This window comes from Pseudomonas sp. T8 (assembly GCF_024610635.1).
Taxonomy (GTDB): Bacteria; Pseudomonadota; Gammaproteobacteria; order Pseudomonadales; family Pseudomonadaceae; genus Aquipseudomonas; species Aquipseudomonas chlororaphis_I.
In genome coordinates this window covers 4,470,579-4,489,961 of the sequence record NZ_CP102374.1, presented here as the reverse complement: position 1 = coordinate 4,489,961, position 19,383 = coordinate 4,470,579, and the positions used below count along the sequence as shown (strand labels likewise).

16 protein-coding genes and 1 pseudogene are annotated in these 19,383 nt (G+C 60.5%); 3 read left to right on the top strand and 14 right to left on the bottom strand.

The features are described 5' to 3' along the window. Nucleotide 1 precedes the first annotated feature (1 nt). Both recG and NRG23_RS20140 read left to right on the top strand, forming a co-directional pair. Nucleotides 2–2,077 carry an ATP-dependent DNA helicase RecG gene (gene recG, locus NRG23_RS20145; protein ID WP_025807008.1) on the top strand — a complete coding sequence of 692 codons (2,076 nt, stop codon included), beginning with the start codon at nucleotides 2–4 and terminating at the stop codon, nucleotides 2,075–2,077. A 78-nt stretch (nucleotides 2,078–2,155) separates the two neighbouring features. Next, a complete protein-coding gene (locus NRG23_RS20140; protein ID WP_124314494.1) occupies nucleotides 2,156–3,556 on the top strand; it encodes an aminoacyl-tRNA deacylase and HDOD domain-containing protein in 1,401 nt (466 codons plus the stop codon). Between the two features lie 79 nt (nucleotides 3,557–3,635). Here NRG23_RS20140 and NRG23_RS20135 read toward each other — a convergent pair whose 3' ends face one another. The 6 genes from NRG23_RS20135 to NRG23_RS20110 form a co-directional block, all read right to left on the bottom strand. Beyond that, entirely contained in the window at nucleotides 3,636–4,019 is a 384-nt protein-coding gene (locus tag NRG23_RS20135) for a hypothetical protein (RefSeq protein WP_009051576.1), read from the bottom strand. A gap of 193 nt (nucleotides 4,020–4,212) precedes the next feature. Then, a complete protein-coding gene (locus NRG23_RS20130; protein WP_257371831.1) occupies nucleotides 4,213–4,641 on the bottom strand; it encodes a hypothetical protein in 429 nt (142 codons plus the stop codon). Between the two features lie 87 nt (nucleotides 4,642–4,728). Then, nucleotides 4,729–5,235 (bottom strand): DUF3304 domain-containing protein, encoded by a 507-nt coding sequence (locus tag NRG23_RS20125; RefSeq protein ID WP_373922231.1) that lies wholly within the window; start codon nucleotides 5,233–5,235, stop codon nucleotides 4,729–4,731. 26 nt (nucleotides 5,236–5,261) lie between these two features. Further along, complete coding sequence (locus NRG23_RS20120; protein WP_257371830.1) at nucleotides 5,262–5,765, bottom strand: DUF3304 domain-containing protein; 504 nt, start codon at nucleotides 5,763–5,765, stop codon at nucleotides 5,262–5,264. 38 nt (nucleotides 5,766–5,803) lie between these two features. Next, entirely contained in the window at nucleotides 5,804–6,334 is a 531-nt protein-coding gene (locus tag NRG23_RS20115) for a DUF3304 domain-containing protein (protein WP_257375084.1), read from the bottom strand. Nucleotide 6,335: 1 nt separating this feature from the next. Continuing rightward, nucleotides 6,336–6,479 carry a hypothetical protein gene (locus NRG23_RS20110; RefSeq protein ID WP_257371829.1) on the bottom strand — a complete coding sequence of 48 codons (144 nt, stop codon included), beginning with the start codon at nucleotides 6,477–6,479 and terminating at the stop codon, nucleotides 6,336–6,338. A 575-nt stretch (nucleotides 6,480–7,054) separates the two neighbouring features. Here NRG23_RS20110 and NRG23_RS20105 point away from each other — a divergent pair. Beyond that, a pseudogene (locus NRG23_RS20105) lies at nucleotides 7,055–7,328 on the top strand (DUF3077 domain-containing protein). 51 nt (nucleotides 7,329–7,379) lie between these two features. Here NRG23_RS20105 and NRG23_RS20100 read toward each other — a convergent pair. From NRG23_RS20100 to tssM, 8 genes are read right to left on the bottom strand one after another with little or no spacing between them, the layout of a single operon-like run. After that, complete coding sequence (locus tag NRG23_RS20100; RefSeq protein ID WP_101283990.1) at nucleotides 7,380–9,989, bottom strand: DUF2235 domain-containing protein; 2,610 nt, start codon at nucleotides 9,987–9,989, stop codon at nucleotides 7,380–7,382. Next, the gene (locus tag NRG23_RS20095) at nucleotides 9,974–10,600 is read right to left on the bottom strand and encodes a DUF3304 domain-containing protein (protein WP_226303220.1); all 627 of its coding nucleotides are present in this window, start codon (nucleotides 10,598–10,600) and stop codon (nucleotides 9,974–9,976) included. The genes NRG23_RS20100 and NRG23_RS20095 overlap by 16 nt, the downstream gene beginning before the upstream one ends. Beyond that, entirely contained in the window at nucleotides 10,588–11,130 is a 543-nt protein-coding gene (locus NRG23_RS20090) for a DUF3304 domain-containing protein (protein WP_124302266.1), read from the bottom strand. The genes NRG23_RS20095 and NRG23_RS20090 overlap by 13 nt, the downstream gene beginning before the upstream one ends. Then, nucleotides 11,127–11,933 carry a DUF4123 domain-containing protein gene (locus tag NRG23_RS20085; RefSeq protein WP_124302267.1) on the bottom strand — a complete coding sequence of 269 codons (807 nt, stop codon included), beginning with the start codon at nucleotides 11,931–11,933 and terminating at the stop codon, nucleotides 11,127–11,129. Before NRG23_RS20085 ends, NRG23_RS20090 begins: the two co-directional genes overlap by 4 nt. A gap of 11 nt (nucleotides 11,934–11,944) precedes the next feature. Next, a complete protein-coding gene (locus NRG23_RS20080; protein ID WP_257371828.1) occupies nucleotides 11,945–14,026 on the bottom strand; it encodes a type VI secretion system tip protein VgrG in 2,082 nt (693 codons plus the stop codon). A gap of 21 nt (nucleotides 14,027–14,047) precedes the next feature. Beyond that, the gene (locus NRG23_RS20075; RefSeq protein WP_257371827.1) at nucleotides 14,048–15,118 is read right to left on the bottom strand and encodes a serine/threonine-protein kinase; all 1,071 of its coding nucleotides are present in this window, start codon (nucleotides 15,116–15,118) and stop codon (nucleotides 14,048–14,050) included. Further along, the gene (locus NRG23_RS20070) at nucleotides 15,115–15,843 is read right to left on the bottom strand and encodes a PP2C family serine/threonine-protein phosphatase (RefSeq protein WP_007930264.1); all 729 of its coding nucleotides are present in this window, start codon (nucleotides 15,841–15,843) and stop codon (nucleotides 15,115–15,117) included. The genes NRG23_RS20075 and NRG23_RS20070 overlap by 4 nt, the downstream gene beginning before the upstream one ends. Next, the gene (gene tssM / locus NRG23_RS20065; protein WP_257371826.1) at nucleotides 15,843–19,370 is read right to left on the bottom strand and encodes a type VI secretion system membrane subunit TssM; all 3,528 of its coding nucleotides are present in this window, start codon (nucleotides 19,368–19,370) and stop codon (nucleotides 15,843–15,845) included. Before tssM ends, NRG23_RS20070 begins: the two co-directional genes overlap by 1 nt. Between the last annotated feature and the right edge of the window lie 13 nt (nucleotides 19,371–19,383).

Sequence of the window (19,383 nt, the reverse complement as noted above, 5' to 3'; positions counted from 1 at the left end):
GATGACTGAGCTGTCGAACGTGCCGGTCACGGCACTCAAGGGCGTCGGCGAAGCCATGGCCGAAAAGCTGGCCAAGGTCGGCCTGGAGAACCTGCAGGACGTGCTGTTCCACCTGCCCCTGCGTTATCAGGACCGCACGCGCGTGGTGCCGATCGGCGCGCTGCGCCCTGGGCAGGACGCGGTGATCGAAGGCACCGTCAGCGGCGCCGACGTGGTGATGGGCAAGCGCCGCAGCCTGCTGGTACGCCTGCAGGATGGCACCGGCGGGCTCAGCCTGCGCTTCTACCATTTCAGCAACGCGCAGAAGGAAGGCCTCAAGCGCGGCACCCGCGTGCGCTGTTATGGCGAAGCCCGCCCTGGCGCCTCGGGGCTGGAAATCTACCACCCGGAATACCGCGCCATCAGCGGCGATGAACCGCCGCCCGTGGACCAGACCCTGACCCCCATCTACCCGCTCACCGAAGGCCTGACCCAGCAACGCCTGCGCATGCTGTGCCAGCAGAGCCTGGCCCTGCTCGGCCCGCGCAGCCTGCCGGACTGGCTGCCGCAAGAGCTGGCGCGGGATTACCAGCTGGCGCCGCTGGACGATGCGATTCGCTACCTGCACCACCCGCCGGCCGACGCCGATGTCGACGAGCTGGCCCTGGGTCACCATTGGGCACAGCATCGCCTGGCGTTCGAGGAACTGCTGACCCATCAGCTGTCCCAGCAGCGCCTGCGCGAAAGCCTGCGCTCGCAACTCGCCCCGGCGCTACCCAAGGCTACCCGGCTGCCGGCGCAGTACCTGAAGAACCTCGGCTTTCCGCCCACAGGGGCGCAGCAGCGGGTCGGCAACGAGATCGCCTACGACCTCAGCCAGCCCGAGCCGATGCTGCGGCTGATCCAGGGCGACGTGGGGGCCGGCAAGACCGTGGTCGCCGCCCTTGCCGCCCTGCAGGCGCTGGAGGCCGGTTATCAGGTGGCGCTGATGGCGCCGACCGAGATCCTCGCCGAGCAGCACTTCATCACCTTCAAGCGCTGGCTCGAACCGCTGGGGCTGGAGGTCGCCTGGCTGGCCGGCAAGCTCAAGGGCAAGAACCGCACAGCGGCCCTGGAGCAGATCGCCGCCGGCGCGCCGATGGTGGTCGGCACCCACGCGCTGTTCCAGGACGAAGTGCAGTTCAAGAACCTGGCGCTGGTGATCATCGACGAACAACACCGCTTCGGCGTGCAGCAGCGCCTGGCCCTGCGCCAGAAAGGCGTGGGTGGGCGCCTGTGCCCGCACCAACTGATCATGACCGCCACGCCGATCCCGCGGACCCTGGCCATGAGCGCCTACGCCGACCTGGACACCTCGATCCTCGACGAACTGCCCCCAGGCCGCACGCCGGTGAACACCGTGCTGGTGACCGACTCGCGCCGCGTCGAGGTCATCGAGCGGGTGCGCGCCGCCTGCGCCGAAGGGCGCCAGGCCTATTGGGTGTGCACGCTGATCGAGGAATCCGAAGAGCTGACGTGCCAGGCCGCGGAAACCACTTACGAAGACCTGAGCAGCGCCCTGGGCGAACTGCGGGTCGGCCTGATCCACGGGCGCATGAAGCCGGCGGAAAAGGCCGAGGTCATGGGCCAGTTCAAGGCCGGTGAATTGCAACTATTGGTGGCCACCACCGTGATCGAAGTCGGCGTCGATGTGCCCAACGCCAGCCTGATGATCATCGAGAACCCCGAGCGCCTGGGCCTGGCCCAGCTGCACCAGCTGCGCGGTCGCGTTGGTCGGGGCAGCGCCGCCAGCCATTGCGTCATGCTCTACCATCCTCCCTTGTCGCAGATCGGCCGCCAGCGCCTGGGCATCATGCGCGAAACCAACGACGGTTTTGTCATCGCCGAAAAGGACCTGGAACTGCGCGGCCCCGGCGAGATGCTCGGCACCCGCCAGACCGGCCTGCTGCAATTCAAGGTCGCCGACCTGATGCGCGATGCCGACCTGCTGCCGGCCGTGCGCGATGCCGCCCAGGCCTTGCTGGAGCGCTGGCCGCATCACGTCAGCCCGCTGCTGGAACGCTGGCTGCGCCACGGGCAGCAATACGGCCAAGTGTGAGCAGCGTCTCAGTTAAGGGGCGAATGCCCCGATCAAGCTGGTTATACTCCTGAAATTGTTTGAAAACGGATACAGACCATGACAGAAGTTGCCCTCGCCACCGCAGCCCCGCACGCTCCGTCTGTAATCCGGCTGCTGCTCGGTAAACTGGACATCGGCTTCACGGAAGTCCTCGACCACCCGGGCCTGCCAGCCGCGCGCAAGGTACAGGCCGTCCTGCTGGACGACGCCGTCGGCGCGCTGATGGTGCTGTTCCCGCAGAGCCAGTTGCTGGACCTCAATCGCCTCGCCGAACTGACCGGCCGCCGCCTGACCGCCGTCTCCACGGAACGCCTGGAGCGCATGCTCGGCAAACACAACCTGAGCCTGCTGCCCGGCCTGCCGGCGCTCACCAGCTCGCCCTGCCTGTACGAAGAAAGCCTGCTGCGCGAGCCGCACCTGCTGATCAACTCCGGCGAGCCGGGCCTACTGCTGGAAATCACCAGCGACGCCTTCAAGAGCATGCTGAGCAAGGCCAGCGCCGGCAACTTCGGCGAAGCCCTGAGCAGCATCCGCCCGAACCTCGACCGCCCGGACGACGACCGCGAGGAAATCACCCAGGCCATGCAGGCCTTCACCGCCCGGCGCATCCAGCAACGCCTGGAAGCGACCATCGAGATTCCGCCGCTCGCCGAAACCGCGCAGAAGATCATCAAGCTGCGGGTCGACCCCAACGCCACCATCGACGACATCACCGGCGTGGTGGAAACCGACCCGGCCCTGGCCGCGCAAGTGGTGAGCTGGGCGGCTTCGCCCTATTACGCTTCGCCGGGCAAGATCCGCTCGGTGGAAGACGCCATCGTCCGCGTGCTGGGCTTCGACCTGGTGATCAACCTGGCGCTGGGCCTGGCCCTGGGCAAGACCCTGAGCCTGCCCAAGGACCACCCGCAACACAGCACGCCGTACTGGCAGCAGTCGATCTACACCGCCGCCGTCATCGAAGGCCTGACCCGCGCCATGCCGCGCGCGCAGCGCCCGGAATCCGGCCTGACCTACCTCGCCGGCCTGCTGCACAACTTCGGCTACCTGCTGCTGGCCCACGTCTTCCCGCCGCACTTCTCGCTGATCTGCCGCCACCTGGAGGTCAACCCGCACCTGTGCCACAGCTACGTCGAACAGCACCTGCTGGGCATCAGCCGCGAGCAGATCGGCGCCTGGCTGATGCGCTACTGGGATATGCCGGACGAGTTGTCCACCGCCCTGCGCTTCCAGCACGACCCGAGCTATGACGGTGCCTACGCCGAATACCCGAACCTGGTGTGCCTGGCCGTGCGCCTGCTGCGCAGCCGCGGCATCGGCTCCGGCCCCGTCGAAGACATCCCTGACGCCCTGCTCGAACGCCTCGGCCTGTCCCGCGACAAAGCCGAAGACGTGGTCAGCAAAGTCCTCGAAGCCGAAGTGCTGCTGCGCGAACTGGCCTCGCAGTTCAGCCAGCACTGAAAACAAAACGGACAAGCCCCCGCCCCTGTAGGAGCGAGGCTTGCCCGCGATGAATCCACCTCGGTCTACCTGACCGGCCTCACGCCTTCGGCTTGGCCTTCTTCGGCTTCAGGTACTTGGTCAGCCCCTGGAACCAGATCACCAGCGCCGGGTTGCCCTTGATCTGGATCGACTTGTCCTGAATCCCGGTCATAAAGGCCAATTGCTTGTTCTTCGCCTGCATCGTGGCAAAACCATAGGCCGCGTCTTTAAAGGCAATGGCGAACGCCGGCTCGGGATAGACACCGGACTTGCTAGTAATCCGCTGGTCCTTCACCCGGAAATGCCGCGCCACCTTGCCATCCAGCGTCTGCAACTGAAACACCAGTTCCTTGTCACCCAACTGCTGCTGAAACGCAGGATTGGTCCGGCTGGCCTTGCCCATCAACAGCCCCATCATCCACAGCAGAAAACGAAATTTCATGCGCAAAGCCCCAAAGAAAAAATGAACGGCTGGCGCAGTGTAGCGGCTTCGGAAGGGAACGCCACCGTTATGCAGCGTTAGAGAAAGATGAATGTCTTTTTAGCGAAAATGACCACCAAGTCACGCACTCTGTAGCCGCTGCCGAAGGCTGCGATCGAGTGCGCAGCACTCGCCGACGAATACAGCCCCAGCACTATCGCTGCTCAAGACACTTGCTGTACCCCTGCGCAAAACGCTCGTCATAACGCAGCACCACCGGCTCCTCAGGATCCACCGTGATATCCAGCAACGACCCATCGTTCACACCATACTTCACCCACCCAAGCGTGCCCGTCCCCTGCGTATCGAAAAACACCTTGGCCCGGATCGTCTCGCCATCATCCTCATCGATCAGCAAGTTGGCCTTCTCTTTGGCGACCTCTCGAAAGGGAAAATTGCTGCTCCTGACCAACTCAGTGAGGTAACCGTAACAACCCTCTCCCGATTCCCGGCCTTGCGCTGAGCAGGTCATGATCGGCAACAGCGTTCCGAGCAAGACACCAGCGCCGAGTCGGCTTATACGCTTTACAGAGAACAGGCCTTCAAATGCGTTAAAGGAAGGGGGCTGAATGACAAACCTCATGGATTTTCTACCTTAAACAAGAGAACTCGCGACAACTCGTAATAGTCATGCCTGGCGACCTCCACCCTCATGAGGCCCCAAAACTGATCAAAGAACCGGGCATGCTGCCGGCTCCTTCATCTGGAAGTATTCCCGGTCGGGGTAGTTGGGATTGCTGGGTGTGTAGCAGGTTGTCGATACCCGCACCTGATCGCAGGGAAGGAAGTGAACCTGGAGTGCACAGACTTTCTCCCCATACTGCGGGATATCCACAACGGCGCGATGTTGGGTGTACTTGGCGGCATGCTTTCGGTATGCCTCTCGATAAGCGTCCGTTCCAAGGGGAGGCCAATTTACAGACTCACCTGGATTGGGATCCTTTTCCCACGTCACTGTTGCCTTCAAACCCGGGCGCCAATGGCGGGGTAAGACAGCGCAACAAACCTCACCCCCACCAGCCAAATTCGAACCAAGATTTGGCCCTCCAGCACCGTTAATGGTGAAGGAATTGATAGTCGCCGAAGTGTGGTTGTATCCGGTTACTGGTGCGCTCAACATTTGCGGGCCGGTCTGACACGCTAAAAGCATCAGTATCCCTGCCATCCCAACCGTCATTCGCCCAAGCAATACTCCTCGCCTTATCAGTCCGGACATACTTTGGGCTCTGGCATATTCATCGGAAAGTTGTAGGGGTAACCAGGGTACCCAGGAGTAATGCCTGTAGCTGAAACCCGTACTTCATTACAGGGGAGAAAGTGAACATTCAGACTTCCGGGCTCGTTATACCTCGGAATTTCAACCGTCACCTTATGACGTGTGTACTGCCGCTTTTTTGCTTCCATCCGCTTGGTCCAGGCATCTGAGTAAGGTTGCTCTGGCCACATCTTCGAAGAGTATGGGTCAGGGTCCTTTTCCCACTCGACAATCGCCCTCAGCCCTGGCGTCCAGTATCTCGGTACCACCCCACAACAAACCTGGCTGCCTCCACCTTCATGAGGCCCCAAATTTCCGCCTCCTGCGCCATTGATGCTGAACCAGTTGATTGCAGCCGAGGTGTGGTTGTATCCCGTCACCGGTGCGGCCAGCATTTTCGGCTCGGTCTGACACGCCAAAAACATCAGCATCACCGCTATCCCAACTGTCATTCGCCCAAGCAACGCTCCCCACCTCATAGCGCACCTCATCAGTCCGGACATACTTTGGGCTCTGGCATATTCATCGGAAAGTTGTAGGGATAACCAGGGTACCCAGGAGTAATGCCTGTAGCTGAAACCCGTACTTCATTACAGGGAAGAAAGTGAACCTTCAGGCTTCCTGGTTCATCGTATTTTGGTATTTCCACTGTCATTTCATGACGTGAATATTGTTTTTTATGCACTGCCATACGCGCCCTCCATTCATCAGAGTAAGGGCGCTCACTCCATTTTCCGTAAGCATAGGGCGCGGGATCCTTTTCCCACACCACAATAGCTCGCAAGCCTGGGGTCCAGTTTCGCGGGACCATGCCACAACACACCTCACTGCCACCCGCCTGATGCGGACCCGCATTACCACCTCCAGCGCCATTGACGCTGAACCAGTTGATCGCAGCCGAGGTGTGGTTGTACCCCGCCACCGGAGCACTCAGTATTTCCTGACGAGCCTGGCATGCAGAGAGCATCAGCGCACCCAACACCCCCAGCGCCATTCCTCCGAACAATCTCCCCTGGCTCATATCAGCCACGGCGCCGGTCGTTGATGACAACGAAGGAGTCAGTCTTTGGCCCTTTTTTATTCACCGCCAGCACACCGCAACATGGGTCATAGCAATCAAAGCCAGGCAGAGGGGTGAAGTACTTTTCGTTGAAGAGGATGAACATTGCTTACTCCCTGTCGATAGCCATCCATTACATCCGTGAGGCTATGAAGAGTTGCTTATCGAAGCCCAACGAGAAACTCACAAGACGCTACCAAGTTGAGCGTTTGGCGAATGTAGGAAAACACCAATTTAGCGGCGCGATGATTCCTATTTAGTGCGCGACTCATAAAGATCGGACTGACGCTGTCACCCAAGCCCGCTGAACACGCCGAAAACACATCGTCATAAAATGCAGTAATCCTGTCGTTGCAGCTGCCCAGCCTCCCCGCTATCCTTCCGCCGTCGCTGCAAAATCAGCGGCCGGGCCTGGAAACCCGATGAGTAAACGGTGCAGCAGCGCCAACTATCACGATTGCTGGCGCTTTTTTGTGCCTGGCTTTCTCGTGTTATGGCGGCTGTGCGCGGGAGACCTTCGGGTCTGCCGGGTTCCGTTTACTCCGGTTTTCCAGCCCGCGCATAGCTGCCACCCTTTCGACTGGAAACGAAACGGCAGCTCAATTCAGTAAACGGAGTTACTGCCATGCACATCACCACCCCATTCAAAACCCATTCCCTGCCCAGAGCTGGAGGTGCGCAATGACCACCTCAGTCAAAACCATTGGCATCGTCACCTTCGCCGATTGCGGCGAAAAAGAACAAAGCCTGTTCCGCGTCAATCCAGATATCCCAGTTCGGGAAGCCTTGGAGCATGCTTCCAACCAAAAAACTCATGCTCGATGCGGCAATGGAGGAACAAGGAGAGCGCTACGCTTGGCCGGCTTATTATCTGTGCGAAATGGGCAAAGCGGTGGTGGATGACCTTTCTACTGCAATGCTCTCTGACGTAACCACCACTCAAGAGCACGCCTAAATCAGCAAGCAAAGGGCGACTCAACGAGTGCCGCCCTTTACTTCCTTGCCGCTACACCTTCTTCTCGGACGACTTCATATTGCCGACCTGATTCGCCAGCATGTCTTTCCAACTTCCGGGCTTGTCCTCGTCGTTGGCAGCTTTCGCCAGCATTCCAGCCAATGATCCCGCATCCTTGTTGCGTGCCGCCTCCACAGCCTCCAGAGCCTGGTGCGCCACCAGGATTTTCTGCAACGCAGGTGTGTTGGCAGTTGCTTCGCTCAATGGCAACAGTGGCGGTAATGCCGCGACCTTGGCCGTGACGTCTCCCGGTGTTTTAGTAAAAGCTCGTAGCGAATCCAAGTTGTTCATCATCGGTAGGGCTATGCCAGTGACAGGGTCGAAAGCACTGATTTCCGGCAGACTGACTTTACCTGTGAGAATTGGGCTGACCGCAGTCATCAAAGGTAATGCCAGTAGCATTCGAGGGTCACGCTTCTTGATGCTCAAGCCAATACTGGCCACGGCAATACCCAAGCCTATTACACGTCCTGCTGTCACTATTGGTGAAAGTTGCTTATTGGATTCGTTATCAAAATGTACCAGTCGAATACGGAAATAGTCAGTGAACGGCTCACGGGGACCAAGCCCCGATGTATTCATAAACCATGCGCGAGAGTCATGCACTTGGTCATCGAACAATGCCACTAAGTCTTCCTGCCCCTTACGGGGCTTATCTGGAGCACTGAATATCTCTTGATAACGTTTAGTACCGTTGTCATGCAGGTAATTGTATTCCTCGGCCTCATCTTCTTCGTTAATTGCATAGACCGTCCCCCCCACCAACATATCGACAATTAAGCTTCCGTACTTCCAATCATCGACAATTCCCCACTCCTTAAAATAGTCACGGCGAAACTCTGCGGCTGCACCGAGTAGCTGAGCCTGATCCAGCGGAGGATCGAACGCCTTTTCCGTACTAATGCTATCCACTTTGTCTTGGCCTACAAGTTGGACATTCGCCTGATATTCCTTTTCCTCCTTCTCTGTATATGTTGGCAGCGGTTTCCCTTGAGCAGCAGCGGCATCCTTGGCTGAATGACGCTTGTAGATTGCCTCCCAGGCTTCCTGTTCGGCCTTAGGCATATCCTTTTCCACATTTGCGAAGAAACCGCGTTGAGCCAGACCGCCTGCATAGCGATCAATACGCCAAGCGGTAATCAACGCATGCTCGCGCCTCATCATCTCGTCCATCGTGCCGGCTCTAGCTTGGGACTGCCAAGCATTGAAACGTGTTACTAATGTCGAGCTAAAGTCGAATTCGTTTTGCGTGATGTCATCCATCCCGCGGTAGGCTTCATGAATATCTGTAATAAGAATACTTTTTGGAACTTGCAATGGTGCTCCAGCCTTGAATGCCTCCGCATACAAATGATGTAAAGCAATCTGCGAAAGTAACTCTGCCGAACCTCCCATAGCCTTCCCTTGATTCCCTGGCGAATAACCTCCTCCGACATCAGAGTGCACACCAGGGTACAGATACTCTTCAGTACCATCACGATAACCAGATGCCTGTTTAGAGTCGCGTTTACCTTGAGCATTTTTCGGTCTACGCCGAATAGAATCTAAAGGAAAGCTTGCACGTTGCTCGTGTGCTGAAACCAAATGCACACACCGCTTCAAATAGTGACAATCATTTGGAAGTGCTGTGTCCATGCACTGTGCTAACACTTCATCAGGCAGACGCATTGTGTCGTCTGCCCACCCCATATGACCAGCAGCGAACGGCATACTGTCAGCCATGCCTACAGCAGCCACTGTGTCGCAAATACCAAGAAACTCTATAGAAATTGGAAGACCGGCGAAACGGTATTCTGTTTTACCAGAATCTCCTTGCACACGAGTCAGTACTTGTAACCAGTTCGCAAATGTACGCGCTTGTGCTGCACCACGAGAAAAGCCATAGACATATAATTTTATTGCTAAAATATGTGGCTTTTCTTCTGACTCAACACGTTTATCCAGAATTTTTTCTAATTTGGATATTTCATCTCCCATAGTTGCAGCGCGTTTCTTCTCACCATTCTGAAGCAATCCACCACTCAGAAAAGTAATTGTACCAGTCGCCATAGACTCCACGAGTTCTTGCGTCTTGGGTAGATCGAGCCTAGTACCTTCCAATGTCTGTTTCAATGCATCGATTAATCGAGTGAGCCCCCAGTTGATGCGACTCTCACCACCACTAGCAAACATCAGCCCACTATCACTGGGGGCGTACTCACCAACATCTGGGAATACGGTTCCTACACCAGGACTGTAATAACGGAAAAAACCCTGCTCTTCAGCTGCAACTCCACCAATACTGGCATGAAAGATTCTTGCAATATTACTACAGGACGACGGAATCGAAGCTCTGTCAGCCTTATCGTTATTATTAGTTCCATCAAATGCGATAGTAATGTGCAGAGTCTTACAGCAAGGCATCCCGCTATAGGCTTCTCCTTTAGCCTGTAGCTTTTTACGAAGTTTATTTCCGAAAGCAACCTCACCACGCCTCTGTATGGCAATATTCTCTGAAAGAGCCTTAGCATCGCTGGGAAGCCGGCCATCTTGAGGAAATTTGGGTGCAATCAACGCCGCACTAGGAGACGGAGAAACGTCTTTTCTTAATGACTCGGACATACCGCCGGCTCCTTAATTTTGAAATATTCTTTGTCAGGATAGTTAGGATTGGACGGCGTAAAGCATGTTGTAGATACCTTAACCTGATCGCAAGGAAGGAAATGAACCTGCAGCGCGCAAACTTTTTCCCCATACTGGGGGATATCTACGACTACTTGATGGCGAGTAAATTTAGCAGCGTGCTTTCGATATGCCTCTCGATAAGCATCTGTTCCAAGCGGAGGCCAATTTACTGACGCGCCAGCATTAGGATCCTTTTCCCACTTCACGATTGCCTTTAATCCCGGGTTCCATTTACGAGGAATTACACTGCAGCAAACCTCACCACCACCCCCCAGATTCGGCCCCAAGTTTGGTCCACCTGCTCCGTTAATGGTGAACTGATTGATAGCAGCAGAGGTATGGTTATAACCAGTTACTGGAGCAGATAACATTTTTGATTCAGCTTGACAGGCACTTACTGTCACTACCCCCAAAACCAACAACGAACAACGAACTAAATCAAAAATATAAAATCGACCTTGGACATGCACATATGCCCCCGATAAAAAGCCATTTTTTCTGAGCAAGAAAAAGTACGCCATAATCTTATTTATAATTAAAGTACACATACCTTCGGCCCCTCCATGTTCATCGGGTAGTTATAGGGATAACCCGGAGAGCCGGGTTTAATGTTGTCTACAGAAACATGCACTTGGTCGCACGGAAGAAAATGCACTTTCAAACTCCCTGCTACAGCGTACCGAGGGATTTCAACCGTAACCTTGTGATGTGAGTAGTTGGCGGCATGCCGTTTGTAGTCCTCAGTATCAAGCTGGCCATATTGGTCTCGCTTGATGTAGCCGCCAGGATCAGGATCCTTCTCCCATTCAACAATCGCCCTAAGCCCTGGCACCCACTCGCGAGGAACAAGACCGCAGCAGACCTGTTTTCCCCCTCCTTGATGGGGGCCCAAGTTCGGCCCTCCAGCACCATTAACCGTAAAACGGTTGATCGCTGCAGAAGTATGGTTATAACCAGTCACCGGAGCGCCCAACATCTTGGAGGGGCTCTGGCAGGCGGTAATCATCAGTACGCTGCCCACGCCCAACAGCAGCCGTAGCACCTGGCTGCAGGCATTCCCCTTGAAAGACCGCTTCATATCAACGGCCTCGGTGGCTCGTCGATGACGAAAGGCGAGTTATCCAGCAGCCATTCCTGGATAAAGGGTTGCCGCTCTTCCGGTTCCTTGAGGCCTTTTTTATTGGCGGCCAGTTGGCTGTGGAACAGGTGGCGGATCAGGCCTTCCTTACGGCTCATGCCGTAGTCCTGCGGGGTAGCGCAGCGTTCGATGCGGTAGTTGTCGGCCTCGGTCCAGGCCAGCAGGTTGGCCACTTGCGGGTGGTCGAACATGAAGGGCTCGATAACCGGTGGCGGGGCGTGGCGCACGTAGTTGCCGGGCAGGCTCTGGGCTTGCTGGTCACGGTCGAGCCAGTGCCAGACGATGACCGGGGTGTGGAAGGCCTGGCCTTGAGCCGGGGTCAGGGTTTCGCACACTGGCACGAACATGCGCGGGTCGTAGTAGCGCAACACGCCTTCGGAGCGGCCCTGGTTCCAGCGCGCCTGGGTGCAACTGCGCAGATGCCCGGCCAGGGCTTCGAAGCTCCAGGGGCTGAACAGCGCCAGCACATGCTGATTGCAGTCGACAGCACTGATGAAGGTTTTCAACCAGGGTTTCTGCGCCTTGTTCACCCGCAGCAGCAGCGGGCCGAAGTCGGCGATCGCCACTTCCGGGGTGTTGTCGAACAGCTTGGCCAATGCCGGTGCGTCCGGCTGGTTCGCCAGCTCTGCCAGCAACGGGTAGTCGAGGCTGGTGGCGTCGATCAGCAGGTCGATATGCTCCTGGCCCAGTCGTTGGGCTTCGTCCCATAACAGCTCGTGCCACTGCGGATTGCTTGCGTACATGTCAGGGTCCTTTAGCGTGCCGCCAGGGCTTGGCTGTTACGTTTGGCCCGGGCCAGGCATTCCTTGCACACCGGTGGCGGTGGCATCGGTATGTTGCTCGGCGCAACCACCGGCAGATCACCGGCCACATCCTTATCCGCCGCCCCCGGCAACGTCGGCGGCTTAATGCCGATCCCGGTGCCACTCCCCGGAGAGCCCCCCGCATTGATCTTCACCACCGGCCCCACCACCGTGACGCCGCCGGCATCGAGCTTGATAAAGCTCCCCCCGGCCTTGATCGTCAGTTCGCTGCCGGCTTCGATGACCATCTTGGCGCCGGCCTTGAGGTGGATTTCCTGGCCGGCTTTGGTCAGTTGGGCGGTGCCGAGTTTGATGTGCTGGTTTTCGCCCACGGTCAGGTGGTCGTCGACGCGGGTTTCGGTCTTGCGGTCGGCGTGGGTGATGCGGTGTTCTTCGGCCTTGAGTTCGGTGTAGGTGTTCTTCTCCACGGTGTCGTGGCGTTCGTGGCCGATGCGGATTTTCTGGTCGTGCTCGATGTTTTCATCCCAGTCGCGCTGGGCGTGGATGAAGATCTGTTCGGCGCCTTTTTTGTCTTCGATGCGCAGTTCGTTGTAGCCGGCGCCGCCGGGGGAACTCATGGACTTGAACACCGTGCGGGTCTTGTTCGCCGGCAGGGCGTAAGGCACCGGATGTTCCTTGTGGTACAGGCAGCCGGTGATCAGCGGCTGGTCGGGGTCGCCTTCGAGGAAGGTCACCAACACTTCCATGCCGATGCGCGGGATGACGATGGCGCCGTAGCGGTCGCCGGCCCAGCTGGAGGACACGCGCAGCCAGCAGCTGGTCTTGTCGTCGGCCTTGCCTTCGCGATCCCAGTGGAACTGCACCTTGACCCGCCCATACTGGTCGCAGTGGATTTCTTCGCCCTTGGGCCCGGTGACCACCGCGGTCTGGCTACCGAGCACGCGCGGTTTCGGGTGGTTCAGGGCCGGGCGGTAGAACACCTGCCAGGGCGTGGCGAGGAAGCGGTTGCGATAGCCCTGGTGGAAGTCATCCTTGTTGTCGGTGGTGTCGCTGGTCACCGACTCTTCCAGCACCTGTGGCTGCTTGCCTTCGTGGACGATGTGGGTCAGCAGCCAGAGGTCGTTCCACTCGCTGCGCGGGTGCTCGGACAGTTCCAGGAAGTGGCCGCTGACCAGGCGGGTCTGGTCGCCCCAGCCTTCGGCCTGCTGGTAGTCGGCGCGGTGGCGTTCGAGGGCGCGCTGGCTGAGGAATTTGCCGCGCGCACGGTCGGTGAAGCGGCCCGGGTAGTCGTAGTCTTCCAGGTCCGGTTCTTCGCTTTCAGCCTCGGGCTTATAGGCCGCTTCCAGTTGCAGGCGCGGCTTCTCGAAGTCGTAGTCGCGGCGGGTGGTGCGGCGGGTGCGGGTTTCCAGGCGCAGGTTGAAACCCTTGATCACCGGCTCGTCGGCGACCATGCCGCTGCCCTGGATATAGGCGGTGGGCTGGCCGAGCTTGGGGAACACGGTCTGGTCGTCGCCGAATACCAGCAGGTGGCCTTGCGGGCTGTGCTGGAAGTGGTAATGCAGGCCTTCCTCTTCGCACAGGCGCTGGATGAAATGCAGGTCGGTTTCGTCGTACTGCACGCAGTAGTCGCGGTCCGGGCACGGGGTGCCGAGCTGGAACCGGTAGGCGTTGCCCTGGATGCCGTGCTCTTCGAGGATCAGGGCGATGATCTTCGGCGCCGACATTTGCTGGTAGATGCGCTGGTTGGTGCGGTGTTCGAGGTAGGCCAGTTGCGGCACCAGCGACACCTTGTAGCGGGTCAGACGTTTGCCGGCATCGCCCTGGGCCACGCGGTAGATCTGCCCGTGGATGCCCGAGCCCCCGCCGTTCAGAGCAGTCGGGTCGAAGGCCAGGAACGCCTGCTTGTGCAGCAGCGTCTCCAGGTCCAGGTCGGGGTTCTCGCTGACCAGTTCCAGATCGAAACGGAACGGCTGGCTGATGCCTTCGATCCCTTCGAAAGACAGCACCTGCAAGTCACCCTGGAAGTCGTCGACCGTCAGGCTGAAGTGGGTTTCATTGGAAGGATTGAACATATCTTGCTCCCTGTTCGGTGGTCATCCGTTACGCCGATGGAACCAGCGTTGCAGCCAGGACGAATCCGCGCGCATGGCGTCGCGCAATGCTTGGGCGCAGATGGTGCGTTGCGCCGCATCGAAGGCCAGCGCCGCGCGCAGGGCTGGCCAACAGTGTCTGGGAAGGTTCTTGGGCGCCTGCAGCGTGCGGTCCAGGCGTTCGTCGCGGGCCTGGGTCGACGGCAACCGGCGATACGGGTGTTTGCCGCAGGCCAGCTCAAAGATCACACAGGCCACCGCGTACAGATCGGCGCTGGCCGACAAGGCCCCGCCCTCCAGCAATTCGGGGGCGGCATAGCCGGGCGTCCAGGCGTTGAAGCGGCTGCGGCTCAGCTGCGGCAGGCCGGGCAGCAAGCCCTCCTCGGCCTGGCTCAGGCCGAAGTCGAACAGCCGCACGCCGTCTTCACAGAGCATCACGTTGCTCGGCTTCAGGTCGCCGTGCAGCACACCGCGCGCGTGGCTGTACGCCAGGGCATCGAGCAGTGGCCGCACCACATCGCGCAGCTCTTTCCAGGGCAGGCCCAACGGCCGCTCGCAGAGCAGTTTGTCCAGGGTCAGTCCGCGCATCAGCTCCATGGTGATGAAGGCGCGCTGGCACTGGGTGTCCACCTCGAAGCTGTGCAAGCGCACGACGTTCGGGTGGCGCAGGCGTCGGGTCAGGGCGAACTCGCTGTAGAGCAAGGCACTGGCATCCGGCGTCTCGGAGAATTCTTCGCTCATGACTTTGAGCGCTATGTAAGGGTCGGGATCGCCGAACTGCTCATGCAGCAGGTCCCGCGCGCGGTAGACCGCGCCCATGCCACCGGCCCCGAGCAGGCGCTCGAGGCGGTAACGTCCGGCCAGCACATCCGGCAGCCCACCCACAGGCGCCACGGCCTTGGCCTTGGAACGGGAGCGGTTCCTCGAGCGGTTGCGCCCCTTGCCCTTGCCCTTGGCCTTGGGCGCCACGGGACGCGGCGCCTCATTGGCCTTGGCGAAGGCGAAATAGGTCAGGTTGCTGGCCTCTTCCTCGCTCATCAGGATGTTATCCAGACCGGATTTGAGATCACTCATTGGCGGATCACCACGGCTGTCAGGTTGTCCCGGGCCGAGCCGCGCAGGGCGCCGTCGAACAGGCGCTCCAGCGCCACCTGCGGCGAAGCCAGGCTCAAGGCGTTGCCCAGCGCGTCGCTGGTCAGCCCCTGGTACAGGCCGTCGCTGCACAGCAGGAAGGCATCGCCGGGGTAGACCTGCAGCTCCAGCACATCCAGGGTCAGCTGCTCGCTGGCGCCCACCGCCCGGGTCAGGGCATTGGCCGCCGGATGGGCCCGCGCCTGCTCGACGCTCATCTGCTGCTCGTCGATCAGTTGCTGTTGCAGCGAATGGTCCTTGGACAGCTGGTACAGACGCTGCCCGCGCCACAGGTAACAGCGGCTGTCGCCGGCCCAGATGCACGCCGCGCGGTCGCCTTCCAGCAACAGCGCGACCACGGTGCTGCCCATGATGCTGTCGTGGCGCTCGGCGGTGACGGTCAACTCCTGGCCCAGGCGCCGGTTGAGCCAGTGCAGGCACTGGCGCAAGCCCTTGAGCCGCTCGTCGAAACTGTCCTGCGCCGGCAACTCGGCCAGGCTGGCGACGATCAACTGGCTGGCGATGTCGCCACCCTGATGCCCGCCCATGCCGTCCGCGACCACCCAGAGCCCCTGCTCCGGACAGTCGAGGAAGGCATCTTCGTTGCGCGCCCGAACCTTGCCCGGGTCGGTGCGCGCAGCGCTGCGCCAGGTACTGGCAACCAGCATCAGAGCTGCACCGGCATGCGGAAGGTGCGCAGCACGCCCATGTCGAACGGGTTCGGCGTGCGCTGGCTCATCAGCAGGTAGTTGGCGCGCAGGCCGCCCAGGTCGGCCTTGAGCACCAGCACGTCACGGCCGGTCAGGTACTCGGTCTGCATCAGGTCGAACAGGCGGAACAGCGACCAGGGGCCGGTGTTCTTTTCAATGCCCACCGGGCGCCCGGCCATCTTGTCCAGCACCAGGCTGGTGCGGCCGTCTTCGGCGTCGGTCGGCCACTTGAAGGACACCGGCACGATCGGGCCGTGGCGGTATTCCATGGTCTTGTCGCCGAAACGGAACTCCGAGCGGCTCACCGCCGGGTCCAGGGTGTAGGGCTCCAGCTTGAACTGCACCTGCGGCTCCGCCGGGTTCTCCGAGAAGAAGCTCTGGCGGATCACCTGGGCCGCGGCCATCTGGTCGAGGTAGACCTTGGACATCGGCAGGCTGTGGCCGTCGATGCTGCGCAGGCGGTAGTTGCCCGGATCGCCGCTGACGAAAGGCCGCATGTAGGTTTCGAAGAAGCGATCGGCGATGCCTTGCGCCTTGAAGAACTCGCGGAAGTCGCTGATGGCGACATCGCTGGTGCTGTGGGCGCTGAACGGATAACGCTTGCTGATGGCCTTGCCGTAGAAGCTGTACAGCTCGCTCTGGTAACGCTGGTTGAGGTACTGGTAGGAGTCGTTGAGCACCAGGCGCCAGGTGTCTTCCGCCAGCACGTTGAACCACACGCTCACCGGACGCGGCAGGCGCACCGAGGCGTTGCGCAGGCTGCTCAGGGCATCGCGCTGACCGCTCATGCGGGTCTTGGCCATCTCGAACGCCGCCTGCTCGGGCGCGCTGGCACGGGCCAGGCCGGCCAGTTGCAGTTGCAGGTCGTTCAGCGCTTGCAGCGCCGGCGTCAGGTCAGCGGCCGGGCCGTTGTTGTCGTCCAGCAGGCGGTGCAGCGGTTCGAAGCGACGTTGCAGCGACTTCTTCGCGGTGTCCGGCAGGTTCTTGGCCAGGGCTTCCTGGGCCTTGCCCGCGGCAGCCGCCGCGACCTTGCCCAGCGCCCCGCCCTTCTCGGCGGCCTTGTCCGCCGCGGCGGTCACGTCTTCGGCGCTTTCGGCGATGGCCTGGAAGCGGGTGTTCTCGCGCACCTCCACCAACAGTTGCAGCACTGGCGAGTTGGCCGAGGTCAGGCCGGCGACCTGATCAGCGCCTTCGCCAGCGTCGTTGAACGGTTGCAGACCGACCTGGCCGACCGCTTCGCTCCAGAAGTTGGCGTAGTCGCGGAAGTACAGCTGTTCCAGTTCCACCATCAGGCGGCGCAGGTCCATGCCGCTGATGCCGCTGCCTTCGCCCAGCACCCAGTTGTCACGCAGGATATCGGTGACCAGCGCCGTGCCCTGGACCGAGAAATACTGCTGGTAACCCTGTTGGGTGTAGAAGCCCGGGATCGCGTAGTCGGTGCCGACGAACAGGCTGCCTTGCGGCCCCAGATGCTGGCTCAGGCGGTACTCCGGCAGGCTCCGCGCCTGTTCGCGCAGCACGCGATAGACCACGTTGGCCAACGACTCGCTGCGCAGCACCTGGCGCGCCTGGGCCACCAGCGTGTCGTTGAGCGGGTAGCTGAACGGCAGCTTGAGCAGGCGTTCGAAGTGCGCGTTCAGGCCGTTCTGCACCGCGGTGTTGCCGGCGTAGCGTGTCGACCAGTCGCTGGCCACCCAGTCCTTGAGCCAGGACGGATCGCGACGGTCCTGCATGTTCAGCATCAGGTACGCCCGCAGGCTGTTGAGCAGGCGGTCGCGGTCGCGCATGTTGCTGCGGATCTGCCCTTCCAGCATCTGCGCCACCCGTGGCAGCAGCTGCGCTTGCAGCTCACGCTCGTAGGCGCTGAGCACCACCGGGTTGCTTTCCTCGCCCTGGTACAGGCCGACCCGCTCGTGCAGCGAGACGTCGCCCTTGGCCGGGAACACCTTGGTGGCTTCGAAGCTGGTGTCGAGGGTCTTGAGCGCCGCCATCGCGTCGTCGCGGGCGGTCAGCGCGGTGCGCTGCTGGTTCCAGTTCTGCGCCAGGGAGCGCAGGTTTTCCAGGCGCTCGTAGTTGGCGGAGAAACCGCCGGCCCAGAGCAGGCCGAACAAGCCCAGGGCCACCAGCGCGCCAACGTACAGCGCACGCTGGCCCCAATGGATGCGATTGCGCTCGCGCTTGTCCAGGCCAGCCAGGTCGGCCTCGGGGAAAATCACCCGGCTCAGCAGGTGGTGAATGAAGCGCGAACGACCGCTGCGCAGGGTCGGCAGCACACCGGCCGCCATGCCCAGGCTGGCGCCGATGCTGGCGGTGTCGGGGTCGAGTTTTTCCGTCAGGTGCGGCGCGCTGGTCAGGTAGAAACCGCGTAGCTGGCTGGCCCGCTGGTAGCGGTTGCCGGTGAATGCCATGTCGACGAACAGGCACAGACGCTCGCCGATCTGCCCCAACTGGTGCGGGAAGTCGAGGATGCGGCCACGGCGCTGGGTATCGCGCTCCTGGTGCATGCGCATGATCACCTGGCTGTTCAGGCGGCGCAGCAGCTCTTCGAACTCCTGGCGCAGCACGGCGACGTCGGTGCCGTTCTGCTCCTTGCGGAAGCTGGTGCCGAGCACCTGATCGCTTTCCTCGCGGCTCAGCTGGTCGAAGAACTCGTCGAAGCCGAGCAGTTGGTCGGCCTTGCTCAGCACCAGGTACACCGGCACGTCGACGTGCAGCTTCTGGTGCACGTCCTGCAGGCGCGCGCGGACCTGGCGCGCCAGGGTGTCGAGATCCGGCTCGTTGCCGCTCAGCAGCAGTTCCACCGGAATGGTCACCAACACACCGTTGAGCGGACGCCCGCGACGGCGCTTGCGCAGCAGGTTGAGCAAGGTGCTCCAGGCGCTGCCGTCGACTTCCGCGTCGGGCTGGGTCAGGTAGCGGCCGGCGGTGTCGATCAGCACGCCGTGGTCGGCGAAGTACCAGTCGCAATGCCGGGTGCCGATGGTGTCGCGGGTCAGCTTGCGGTCGATCTTGTTGATCGGGAACTCAAGGCCCGAGAAGTCCAGCAGGCTGGTCTTGCCGCTGCTCTGCGGACCGATCAGCAGGTACCAGGGCAGGTCGTTGCGCCAGCGCTCGCTGCGCCCGCGGTACAGGCTGGAGGTCTTGAGGGTGCGCATGGCTTCCTTGAAGCGGCTGCGCAGCTCTTTCTGTTCCTCGTCGATCAGCTCTTCACGGCGCAGGCGTTCCTGGCCGTCTTCGCTGTCTTCCATTTCTTTCTTGCGGATCCCGGCGCGCCAGCTGACGAAGACCATGGTCAGGCCCCAGATCAGGAACAGCACGCTGATGGTCAGCAGGCGCGAGGTCGCGCTTTCCCAGAATTTGTAGTCGTTGACCGCCAGCAGCGGCCCGACGAACCACACCAGCAGCGCCACGAACAGCACCAGCAACAGCGTCCAGACCCACGTCTTGCGCAGGAAGGCGCCGACTTTCTTGAAGAAGTTTTTCATCACACGTCCCTGT